The 11774-nt window shown below is 26.1% G+C and carries 12 protein-coding genes; all 12 read right to left on the reverse strand.

Annotated elements, in window-relative coordinates:
• Entirely contained in the window at positions 1–534 is a 534-nt protein-coding gene (locus BT993_RS00915) for a hypothetical protein (RefSeq protein ID WP_072592797.1), read from the reverse strand.
• 172 nt (positions 535–706) lie between these two features.
• Entirely contained in the window at positions 707–1228 is a 522-nt protein-coding gene (locus BT993_RS00920; RefSeq protein WP_072592798.1) for a PTS sugar transporter subunit IIA, read from the reverse strand.
• Between the two features lie 36 nt (positions 1229–1264).
• The gene (locus tag BT993_RS00925) at positions 1265–1726 is read right to left on the reverse strand and encodes a hypothetical protein (protein ID WP_072592799.1); all 462 of its coding nucleotides are present in this window, start codon (positions 1724–1726) and stop codon (positions 1265–1267) included.
• On the reverse strand, positions 1723–2697 hold the full coding sequence (gene trpS / locus BT993_RS00930; protein WP_143604214.1) for a tryptophan--tRNA ligase: 975 nt from the start codon (positions 2695–2697) through the stop codon (positions 1723–1725). The genes BT993_RS00925 and trpS overlap by 4 nt, the downstream gene beginning before the upstream one ends.
• Positions 2698–2713: 16 nt before the next feature.
• Complete coding sequence (gene lgt, locus BT993_RS00935) at positions 2714–3586, reverse strand: prolipoprotein diacylglyceryl transferase (protein ID WP_072592800.1); 873 nt, start codon at positions 3584–3586, stop codon at positions 2714–2716.
• Positions 3586–4437 (reverse strand): D-alanyl-D-alanine carboxypeptidase family protein, encoded by an 852-nt coding sequence (locus tag BT993_RS00940; RefSeq protein ID WP_072592801.1) that lies wholly within the window; start codon positions 4435–4437, stop codon positions 3586–3588. Before BT993_RS00940 ends, lgt begins: the two co-directional genes overlap by 1 nt.
• Positions 4438–4446: 9 nt before the next feature.
• The gene (locus BT993_RS00945) at positions 4447–4788 is read right to left on the reverse strand and encodes a hypothetical protein (RefSeq protein WP_072592802.1); all 342 of its coding nucleotides are present in this window, start codon (positions 4786–4788) and stop codon (positions 4447–4449) included.
• Between the two features lie 4 nt (positions 4789–4792).
• Complete coding sequence (locus BT993_RS00950; RefSeq protein ID WP_072592803.1) at positions 4793–5116, reverse strand: hypothetical protein; 324 nt, start codon at positions 5114–5116, stop codon at positions 4793–4795.
• 30 nt (positions 5117–5146) lie between these two features.
• On the reverse strand, positions 5147–6061 hold the full coding sequence (locus tag BT993_RS00955) for a tetratricopeptide repeat protein (RefSeq protein WP_072592804.1): 915 nt from the start codon (positions 6059–6061) through the stop codon (positions 5147–5149).
• Between the two features lie 19 nt (positions 6062–6080).
• Positions 6081–8693 (reverse strand): cation-translocating P-type ATPase, encoded by a 2613-nt coding sequence (locus BT993_RS00960; RefSeq protein ID WP_072592805.1) that lies wholly within the window; start codon positions 8691–8693, stop codon positions 6081–6083.
• Positions 8694–9266: a CDP-diacylglycerol--glycerol-3-phosphate 3-phosphatidyltransferase gene (gene pgsA, locus BT993_RS00965; protein WP_072592806.1), complete on the reverse strand. Its 573-nt coding sequence runs from the start codon at positions 9264–9266 to the stop codon at positions 8694–8696.
• Between the two features lie 4 nt (positions 9267–9270).
• On the reverse strand, positions 9271–11469 hold the full coding sequence (gene pnp / locus BT993_RS00970) for a polyribonucleotide nucleotidyltransferase (RefSeq protein ID WP_072592807.1): 2199 nt from the start codon (positions 11467–11469) through the stop codon (positions 9271–9273).
• Positions 11470–11774: the final 305 nt, after the last annotated feature.

Consider the following 11774-nt stretch of genomic DNA (forward strand, 5'->3'; position numbering starts at 1 on the left):
TTAAAAAGTATATCCTAACTCTATTCCAATCATTCCCTTTATATCCCCTGTATAAATAGCCATGTTATATCTATCTTTTAATTTTATACCTAATGCAAATTTACTTATAGATGTAAATTCTGGTCCTTGAATATATTTATCTCCTGAAATAATCGGAACCTGAAATCCTATTCCTGTTCCTACTTCTATACCTGTATATACTTTAATATTTTCTTTTATTTTATAATTAAAATCTACTTCTCCTCCTAAAAGTATACTAGGTCTTATTGTTGGTTGACTGGGATTATCAAAGTTAACTGCAACATTTCCTGTAATTTTAGGCCCAAATGTTATATCTAATTTTTGATTAATCTCTGCTTTCCATTCCGGAAATAATGAAATAGAACTTGAAAAAAATTTATAACTTCTAAAAATTTCTTTTTCTCTACCACTTAAAGTTCCTAAAGAACTTTCTATTCTATATCTTGGCCCAATAATATCAACTGAAAATGAAATTAATCCTAGAAATATTGGTATTAATAACAACTTTTTCATTAACTATTCTCCTATTCTTTCTTATATATTTATATTATACCCCCCCCCCACATATTTTGTCAATATTTTAAAAATAATTTAAATTATATTTTCATATAGTATAAGAAATTAAATACGAATATATGTATAATTAAAAAAATGAATATATATTAAATATATTCATTTTACATAATTACTTTTCTATATTAATTATTACTGTTTCTCCTGAAATTGCTGTATCAATTCCTTTTACTGGTATAACTGATTTATATTCCTCAGTTTCAAGTATAACAACAGGTGTTATTAAAGAATCTGCATTAGATTTTAAGAAATCATAATCAAATTTAACTATAGGATCCCCTGCTTTAACTTTACTTCCTTCTTTAGCAATTATTTCAAACCCTTCTCCTTTTAATTTAACTGTGTTTAATCCAAAATGTGTTAACACTTGAACTCTATCTTCAGTTTCAACTACAAAAGCATGCTTAGTTTCAAATAATTGTATAATAGTCCCATCTACTGGTGATTTAACTACACCACTTTTTAAAGGTTCAATACCTATACCATTACCAAGTAATGCTTGTGCAAATGTTGGATCTGGAACTTCTTCTAACGGAATTACCTTTCCATCTATTGGTGATACAATCTTAATTTCATTATTTTTCTTAACTGCTTCTTTTTTACATTTACCGAATAAACGACACAAAAATCCCATATTTTCCTCCTAATCTACTAATTATATCATATTTTTTTATTTAAATTCAACTACTATTGCATTATCTCCCACATATATATCTTTAACTTTATCAGGATTTATACTTTCACTAACATTTAATATTTCCTTATTAAATAATATGGTTTTAACTATTACATTAAATACTTCTTTTATAATTGTTTCATATTCAACATTAGAAATACTTATAATATTAGCATTAGTAGCATATAGTTTTGGTGGATAATACTTTAATTCAGTTTCAATTAAAGCAACTATAGGTTCCTCTAAATTTTTTAATTTAAGTTCTATTTCTATATTCAATTTTCTATTTTCAATAAATACATTAGTTACTTTAGTTTCAGTCTTAAAAATATAGAAATTTTGCTCTCCATCAAATTTTTTAGAAAGAGAATTCTTAATTGATGATGTTGATATATTTATACTAGAACAAGATAGTAAAAATAATCCCATAAATATTGCCACTAATAGTTTTCTCATATTTCATCACTTATAAGACCAATAGCTTTTCTTACTTCTTTCATTTTAGCTTCTGCTATTTTGTTTGCTGTTTCTCTTCCATTTCTTAACACTTCTTTTACATAATCTAAATTATTTTCTAAAGCAAATCTTTTTTCCCTTTGCTCCTTAAAATAGTCTAAAATTCTTTCTAATAATTCTTTTTTGGCATGACCATAACCATAATTTCCTGCTATAAATTTTTCTTTCATAGCCCTTATTTCATTTTCATCAGCAAATAAAGAATAAAGTTTAGTAATATTATTATCTGGATTTTTAGAATCTTCAAGTCCTGCTGAATCTGTAACTATACTCATAACTTGTTTTTTTAATATTTTTTCAGGTGCATACATGTTTATTATATTCCCATATGACTTAGACATTTTTTCACCATCAGTTCCAACTACAGTTGCAACACTATCAAGTATTAAAGCCTCAGGTAATTTAAATACTTCTTTTCCATAAAATTCATTAAATTTAACTGCAAAATCTCTAGTAAACTCAATATGTTGTTTTTGATCTTTTCCTACCGGAACAAAATCAGGTTCATAAAGTAGAATATCTGCTGCCATTAACACAGGATAATTAAATAGTCCAACATTTGCTTTTATACCTTTTGCTACTTTATCCTTATACGCATGTCCTCTTTCAAGCAATGCCATAGGAGTAAGATTAGATAATATCCACATAAGCTCTGTATGTAAAGGTATAGATGATTGTAAAAATATAGCTGATTTTTTAGGGTCTAATCCTGATGCTATATAGTCCATAACTATATTCATACTTTGTGTTTTTAATATTTCTGGATTTATTTGACTTGTAAGAGAATGATAATCTGCTACAAAATAGAGTCCATCATAATTATCTTGCATATCAACAAATTGTTTTAAGGCTCCAAAATAGTTACCTAAATGAAGTACTCCACTAGGTTGTATTCCTGATAAACTTCTCATAATATCTCCTTTCAAATTAATCTAAAGATTTATTCTTATTTTTAAAATAATATATACCTACTATTCCACATAATATCATTATTAAACTTACTATATAAGGTGCTCTTATACCTGATATTAATAAATCCTCAGCTCTAAATGTTGAAACAATTATTCTAATAATACCATATGCAATAATATATATCATAGAAAGTATTCCTTTTGAATATTCTTTTTTTCTTAATACAAACCATATGATATAGAAAGCGATAAAGTTAAGTATCATTTCATATATCATAGCAGGGTGTAAACTCATGTTTGGAAATTCTTGTCCAGCTGGTGTGTCTAATGGAAATTTTATTCCCCAAGGTACTAACTCTTTAAATTCAAGTTGTTTCATTAAAGGCATAGCTTGAAAGTCTTGCCACCATTTTGCAAAATCTCCTTTTAATATTACTGAAAATGGTGTGATAGTTGGAAATCCATGTATTTCTCCATTTGCTAAATTACCTATTCTTCCAAATCCTTGTCCTAAAATTAAAGGCCCTACTGCCATATCCATTAATACTAATGGATTTACATTTTTCATTTTTGCAAAAATTATAGTTCCTATTAATCCCCCTATAATTCCACCATGTATTGCAAGTCCTCCATTCCAAACTTTAAATATTTCCAATAAATTCTGACTATAATAGTCTAATTTAAGTAATACATAATATATTCTTGCTCCTATTAATCCACTAATAATTACAAAATAGGCATAATCTTCAATAATATTTTCTTTTATTCCTCTTTTTTTTGCAATTTCATCTCTTTTAGCAATAAATATTCCTAAAAATAAAGAGATAATATACATTAATGAATAAACTCTAATTTCAAAACTTCCTATTTTAAATAAATATGGTTTCATTATTTACCACTCTCTTTCATTAATTCTAAAATTTTTAATCCAAGTTTTTCTCTATTACTAATGGTATCTGTTCCTAAAATTACTTGTATAATTTTTTCATTTCCATTATTAATTAAATATACTATATTATACCCAGATCTCTTATGAAATCCTGTTTTAAGTCCCAAAACTTCATCAAATTGAACTAAAGTATTAGTTGATTTAATCTTAATTCCATCAGATGTTTCATAAGAATATTTTTTAGATATTTCAAGTAATTTTTCATTATTTAAAGCATTAAGTGCCAAAAAATATATATCTCTTGCATTACCAACATCCATACCTCTATTTGTATCTACTGGTGGCAATCCATGAGGTGTCTTAAATTTTAAAGATCTAAGACCTAATTTTTTAGCTTTTTCATTCATTTTATTAACAAATTCATCAATATTTCCATTACTAGAAAATAGGGCTAATTGATATGCCGAAGAATTAGATGAATTTATCAACATTAAATGTAATAATTCTTCTATAGAATATACTTTATTTTCCTTAATAACTACTCCATATCTAACTTTAGAAGCTTCTTTACTTACTTTAACTTCTGTGTTTAAATCATATTTTTCTTCATCTATATCATCAAATATCACTAATGCAGTCATAAGCTTAGTAATTGATGCCAAAGGTCTTGTACTTGTTTCATTATATGAATAATACTTATTATTCTTATCATCTCCTATATACATACTTTTATATAGTCTATAATCTTCATTTAATATATCTGACATTTCATTTTCTAAAGTTTGAGATAGATTTATAGAAAATGAGAATGAAAAAGTGGCTAATAAAATAGATAATAAAATTTTTTTCATTTCTCCCTCTTAATCTTCAATATTTTTATTTTCTGTTTTCTCTATTTTTTTAATATATCTCAATATTTGTATAAGCATAATTTTAATTAATAAATATTTTATAAACATACTTTCATACATTGGTTCAATCTCTTTTGAAAAACCAGTTATTAAATTTTTAAAGTATTCTTCACTTCCCTCATTTATAAATATAAGTAATAACAATAAAATATTTATATTAATAAACACATTAATAATTCTAAATGTAGTTTTTAATTTTATTTTTTTAAAGTAAAAAAATATAAATAATATCAATGAAATCAAATAACTTAAATATCTAAAATAAAAATATATATCAACATATGTTTTCATTAAACTATTCCTCTCTTTTTTCCTTTTTTTCTTTTTTTTCTATAAATTTTAATGATGTGCTTATTATAAGGATTATTATAATATATTCTATAAAATTAAAAGTATCACTCATTTCATATATATTATAAAAATTTGTAATTTCATATATAAAAATTGGTATTAGAGGTAATGATAATAAAATATTTATATTAATAAATACAGCAATAATTTTAAAAATATATTTTAAATTTATTCCCTCAATAAAAGTTAGCCCCATTAAAGCTAATGATAAAACACAAGTTAAAAATTTAATATATTCAAATAAATACATGGCTATAATTAATATCATATTATTTATTCCTCCTTTTCAAGTTTTTTATTAATTATAGAAACCTTTTAATTTTTCTAATTCTAAATTCATTTCAACTATACCTAAACTTCTTGATATATTATACCATTTAAGTGCTTGTCTATTATTTAAAAGCCTATAATTAACAAAATATAGCATTCTTGCATATTCTATTTCTCCTAATGAATATAGCTCCTCAAATATCTTAAGTGCTTTATCAATTTGATCACTATGATAATATACTTCAGCAAGATCTTTTTTGGCATTAATATTCTTATTATTCGATGATATTATTAACCATTTAATTAAATTTTCTTGATCCCCCATTGTTCTATATACATTTGCAATTTCATAATCTAATTCTTTAAATTCTAAATTATATGCGTTAATTAAGTTTAAAACACCTTTATCATAATTTTTATCTTTTAATGCAATTGAAGCAATATTTAAATATATTACTGATTTGAAATTTTCTATTTCTTTTTTCTTATAATCCTTTGGTAATTTATCAAAATATGATAATACATTTTCAAAATTATTTTTTCCTAATTCTAACAATGCTAAATTAAATATTGCTTCCTTTACATTATTTTTAAGTCCTAATTTTAACATTTCTTCTAATTTTGCATCATCTCCTATAAGATAATATACATATGAAAGTGAATTAATAGCATTAGCATCTCCATTTTTCGCTTCTTCTATATATCTATATACTTGATTTGCATCTATATTTTTATCTTTAAATTCATTAAGTTCTTTTTTAGTAAAGTAATTATCATTTGAATCATTTTTATTATCCAATAATTTAGTAAGTCGAGCTGAATCTACACTAACAATTTCTACTTCTATACCATTTTCATCTAATTCATTTACAGTAACATTTTCTTCTACATTATTAGAACATGCTATAAGAAATATAAAGAAAATATATATTAATTTTTTCATAAATTCAGCTCCTCCTTACCTATTTTTTAAACTTAATAAATACCTTTATTAATTCATTTATTATAAACGGAATAATTGCTAAGATTATTACTATATCCCAATCAAAAATTCCTAATGATTGTACTTTAAATATTTTTGCTACAAATGGTATATTTATTAACAGTATTTGTAAAACTATCCCTATAATGAAAGATATATTTAAATACTTATTAGTAAATAATCCAACTTTTAGTGTAGTTGTATCTTCTACCCTCATAGTATATGAATAAAATAGTTGTGATACTGTAAGAACAATAAATGCCATCGTTCTTGCATGAGTTAAAGCATGATGTCCCTCAGTAAGTGTTCTAATCTCAGCTAAAGTTTTAAACCCTTCTTCTCTCAAGCCTATATAAAAAGCAAGTAATGTAAATATACCTATTAATGAACCACCTATAAATGCACGTGTTGCTGCACCTCTTGCAAAGAAACTTTCTTTAGGTAGTCTAGGTTTTTCATCCATAACTAATTTATTGCCTGGATCAAGTCCTAATGAGATAGCCGGTAATGTATCAGTAACAAGATTAATCCACAATAACTGTGTTGCAATTAAAGGAATAGGTAATCCAAGTAATGTCGCAAAGAATATACATATTACTTCTCCTAAATTACATGAAAGTAAAAACATTATTGTTTTTTTAATATTATTATATATATTTCTACCCTCTTCTACAGCTTTAACTATAGTTGTAAAATTATCATCTAGTAATATCATATCAGAAGCACCTTTAGAAACATCTGTTCCAGTAATACCCATAGCTACTCCTATATCAGCCTTTTTAAGTGATGGTGCATCATTAACTCCATCTCCTGTCATAGATACTATATTACCTTTTAATTTTAAAGCTTCAACTATATTAACCTTATGTTCAGGTGATACTCTTGCAAATACAGAATATTTATCTACATTATCATAAAAATATTTTTTATCTAATTTATCTATTTCAGGCCCTGTTATACTTTCTGAAATATCTTTTGCTATATTTAACTCTTTAGCTATAGCCACAGCAGTATTTTTATGATCCCCTGTTATCATAACAACTTTAATTCCTGCCTTTTGAGCCGTTAATATTGAACCTTTAACTTCCTCTCTTGGTGGATCTATCATACCAACTATACCAACTAAAATTAAATCTTTTTCTAATTCTTCACTTTCTAAGTATACATCACTTTCCTTATAACCTAACCCTAAAACTCTTAAAGCTTCATTAGACATTTCTATGCTTTTTTCTAAAATATGTGATTTATGCTCATCTGTTAATTCCATTACTTCATTACCTATTTTAATGTATTTACATAATGAAATAATATTATCTATAGCACCCTTAGTAAATGAAATATATTTATTTCCATTTTCATGTAAAGTTGACATTAATTTTCTATCTGAATCAAATGCAAACTCATTTACACGTCTATTTTTAATATTTAAATCATCTTTATTTAGTCCATGCTTATTAGCATAAACTACTAAAGCTATTTCTGTTGGATCTCCTACTGTTTCAGTAGCATCTGAACAAAGAGAAAGTCCAGACATTAATAATTCCTTATTATCCATAGAATAATCTTTAACTACTGTCATCTTATTCTGAGTTAATGTTCCAGTTTTATCAGAACAAATAACATTAACAGAACCTAAAGTTTCAACTGCTGGTAATCTTTTAACTATAGCCTTATTTCTACTCATTCTAGTTACACCAGTAGAAAGAACTATAGCAACTATAGCAACTAATCCCTCTGGTATAGCTGCAACTGCAAGAGAAACTGCAGTAATCATCATTTCAACTGCACCTCTACCTTGAAATACACCTAAACCAAAGATAATTATACATACAATTATTGCTATATATCCTAAAGTTTTACCTAATTTATCAAGTTTTTTTTGTAATGGTGTTGTACTATCTTCATCAGTATTTAAAGCCTTAGCTATCTTACCTATTTCTGTATTCATACCAGTTTTAATAACTACACCCTCTCCTCTTCCATAAGTTGCAAGAGTTGAAGAATAAGCTAAATTAATCTTATCTCCCATAGGTAAATTGTCTTGATCAGTTATATATTTTGCATCCTTTGTTACTACATGTGATTCCCCTGTAAATGCAGATTCTTCAACTTGTAAATTCTGAGTTTCTATTAATCTTAAATCTGCTGGAATAAATCTACCTGCATCTATTATTAATATATCTCCTGGAACTAAGTATTTAGAATCTATTTCATATATTTTACCCTCTCTTTTAACTACTGCTTTTGGAGATGATAATTTTTTTAATGCTTCAAGTGTTTTTTCAGCTTTAGCTTCTTGAACAACTCCTACTATAGCATTAATTAATACTACCATTAATATTATTACAGCTTCTGTAAAACCATCTGGATAATGAGCTATTACATTTAATATTGATGCAATAATTAAAACATAAATTAATACATCTTTTAACTGGTCTATAAATCTTGAAATTAATGTTTTTTTCTTGCTTTCTTCTAACTTATTTTCTCCATATATTTCAAGTCTTTTTTTTGCCTCTTCTTCACTAAGACCTACATTTTTATCTACATTTTGTTTTTTTAATACTTCTTCTATACTTTGTTTAAATTCCAATTACATATCCTCCATTAAGTATTTTTTAACTAATTGGTAATATTCCAACATTGAAATTATAGAAAATATTACTGAGGGTAATAAAACTATAGAATTAACAAAATTACCAAAAGGAAAAATAAGTGCAAATAATAAGGCTATCATCTGAGTTGCAGTTTTTAATTTAGCTGTTGAACTAGCAGGAACAACCTCTCCACCTTTTTCTAAAATTAACATTCTAATTGCCATAACAACAAATTCTCTAGCAATTAATATTAATACTAACCAAATTGAAAACACATCATATTTTGCAAGAACTATCAATACAGAAAATACGAATACTTTATCTGCTATAGGATCAAGTAATTTACCAAAATTAGTAATTAAATTATCTCTTCTAGCTATATAACCATCAAAAAAATCTGTTAATGCTATCGTAGCAAAAAGTAAAACAATCAAAATATGTAATAATATTGCCCATAAAATAGATGTATAATTAGCCTCATATTTAAATAACATCAATAAAATTAATATAGGTGTTAATATTATTCTTATTAAAGTTAATTTGTTAGGTAAATTAAGTTTACTTATCATAGTATTACTCTCCTTCATTTGAATTTTCTTCTTTAACTTCTTCCTTTTCTATCAATGCTTTCATACTTAAACTAAATTTATTATTATCTTCTAAAGCAATAACCTTAACATCAACTATATCATCAACTTTTAAAACATCTTCAACTTGTTTAATTCTCTTATGTGATATTTCAGATATATGCAATAATCCCTCAGTTCCTGGTACAATTTCAACAAAAGCTCCAAATTTTGCAAGTTTAGTAATTCTACCTTTATACACCTTATCTAATTCAACTGTAAGTGTATATTGTGTTACAAGTTCAAATGCTCTATTCATCATTTCTTGGTCTACACCAAATATTGCTACTCTTCCATCATCTTCAACATCAATTTTAACTCCAGTTTCTTCAATAATAGATTTAATTACCTTACCTGCTGGTCCTATTAATGCTGCTATTTTACTTGGATCTATTCTTAAATTAATTATCTTAGGTGCATTTTCTGGTAAGTTTGGTCTTGGTTCTTCTATAGTAGCTTCCATAACCTCTATAATGTGCATTCTTCCTTTATGTGCTTGAGTCAATGCTATTTCCATTATTTCTTTGTTAATACCCTCTATTTTAATATCCATTTGTATAGCAGTAATACCTTTCTTAGTTCCTGCTACTTTAAAGTCCATATCTCCTAAATGATCTTCTAACCCTTGAATATCTGTAAGTACTGTAAAGTTTTCTTCTTCCTTAATTAATCCCATTGCAATACCTGCCACAGTTCCTCTTATAGGGACACCTGCTGCCATTAATGCAAGAGAACCACCACATATAGAAGCTTGAGATGATGACCCATTAGATTCTGTTATTTCAGATACTAATCTAACTGTATATGGAAAATCATCAACTGATGGCATTACTGCTTTAAGTGCTCTTTCTGCTAAATTACCATGTCCTAATTCTCTTCTTCCAGGAGCTCTCATAAATCCTGCTTCACCAACTGAAAATGGTGGGAAATTATAGTGTAGGAAAAACTTCTTATTATATTCTCCTTCCATACCATCTATAATTTGCTCATCTTCTTTAGAACCTAAAGTTGCAGTAACTAAAGCTTGAGTTTCTCCACGAGTAAATAATGCTGAACCATGTGGCATTTTTAACACATCAATTTGAGCATTTAATGGTCTTATTTCATCAATTTTTCTTCCGTCTGCCCTATATTTATCAAATATTATTAATTCTCTTACTATTTTCTTTTCTAAATCATGATAATATTTTTTAAATTCTTTAACTAATTCATCTAAAGATTTTTCTTTATTTTCTCCAATTAATTCTAATAATCTTTCTTCTTCTGTTTTTTCTTTTGATAAAATTTCTTTTGCTATTTCTAATTTAAATGTAGAAAGTAAGCTTTCACATAAATTATCTATAGCTTCATATTTTTCTAATTTACCTGGTACTAAAATAGCATTTTTTAATTCACCTTGATATTTATCTAAAAAAGATGTTACTCTTTCATCATAATTCACACCATTAAATTCCATTTTTTCAATATTTAATGTATTTAAAATAGCTTCTTGTTGTTCACATATTTTCTTAATTTCTTCATGTCCTAACATAATAGCATTTAACATTTCTTCTTCACTTACTTCATTAGCTCCTGCCTCAACCATAGTTATTGCACTCTTAGTTCCTGCAACAGATAAGTAAATATCCATGCTATCTCTTTGGTCTTTATTTGGATTAATAATATATTCTCCATTCATATATCCTACAGTAAGTCCTGCAACTGGTCCACCAAATGGAATATCTGATAACCCTAAAGCAAATGATACCCCTATAGTAGATATATCTTCTGGCATATTAACACCATCAAAACTAACTACATTAATTACTACATGTACTGCATTAAAAAATCCTTCTGGGAATAAAGGTCTTATTGGTCTATCAATTAATCTTGAAATTAAAACTTCTTCTGTTGATGGTTTAGATTCACGTTTTATAAATCCACCTGGGAATTTACCTGTAGCATAAAATTTTTCAATATAGTCTACAGTTAATGGGAAAAAATCTTGCCCATCTCTTACTTCTTTACTTCTAGTAGCTGTAACAAGTACTGTTGTTCCTCCACTAGTTACTAAAACAGACCCACCTGCTTGTCTTGCAATTTCTCCTGTTTCAATTTTCACTTCTTTTCCTGATACATCTAAAATGTAAGTTTTCTTATCAAACATTTTGTCCTCCTATTTTATATTTTATAAGAGTGAGCAAATAACATTAAAAAACTCTTATTAAAAAGTCCTTTAAAATTACTTACTCCACTCTTTTTACTATTCTATATTTTATCATATTTTTATTGATTTTTCAAATAAACAAATAATCGGTGTATCCCCCTTCCTAAATTCCAAAAGTAAATGTCCAAAAAAGTAATTGAAAAAAAATAGGATATACAGTACAATCATAAATGACCAAATCTATTGAAAGGAACTGTATACCCATGACTAATAATAACACATTTTTTAAAATTAATAAAGAAGAA

The sequence above is a fragment of the Streptobacillus ratti genome (assembly GCF_001891165.1).
In the GTDB taxonomy this organism is placed as follows: Bacteria; Fusobacteriota; Fusobacteriia; order Fusobacteriales; family Leptotrichiaceae; genus Streptobacillus; species Streptobacillus ratti.

Excerpts from the sequence above, each read along its gene's own strand:
- BT993_RS00920 (WP_072592798.1), bottom strand. The coding sequence starts at position 1,228 with ATGGGATTTTTGTGTCGTTTATTCGGTAAATGTAAAAAAGAAGCAGTT.
- BT993_RS00945 (WP_072592802.1), bottom strand. The coding sequence starts at position 4,788 with ATGAAAACATATGTTGATATATATTTTTATTTTAGATATTTAAGTTAT.
- BT993_RS00925 (WP_072592799.1), bottom strand. The coding sequence starts at position 1,726 with ATGAGAAAACTATTAGTGGCAATATTTATGGGATTATTTTTACTATCT.
- BT993_RS00955 (WP_072592804.1), bottom strand. The coding sequence starts at position 6,061 with ATGAAAAAATTAATATATATTTTCTTTATATTTCTTATAGCATGTTCT.
- pnp (WP_072592807.1), bottom strand. The coding sequence starts at position 11,469 with ATGTTTGATAAGAAAACTTACATTTTAGATGTATCAGGAAAAGAAGTG.
- BT993_RS00940 (WP_072592801.1), bottom strand. The coding sequence starts at position 4,437 with ATGAAAAAAATTTTATTATCTATTTTATTAGCCACTTTTTCATTCTCA.
- BT993_RS00915 (WP_072592797.1), bottom strand. The coding sequence starts at position 534 with ATGAAAAAGTTGTTATTAATACCAATATTTCTAGGATTAATTTCATTT.
- BT993_RS00950 (WP_072592803.1), bottom strand. The coding sequence starts at position 5,116 with ATGATATTAATTATAGCCATGTATTTATTTGAATATATTAAATTTTTA.
- lgt (WP_072592800.1), bottom strand. The coding sequence starts at position 3,586 with ATGAAACCATATTTATTTAAAATAGGAAGTTTTGAAATTAGAGTTTAT.
- pgsA (WP_072592806.1), bottom strand. The coding sequence starts at position 9,266 with ATGATAAGTAAACTTAATTTACCTAACAAATTAACTTTAATAAGAATA.
- trpS (WP_143604214.1), bottom strand. The coding sequence starts at position 2,697 with ATGAGAAGTTTATCAGGAATACAACCTAGTGGAGTACTTCATTTAGGT.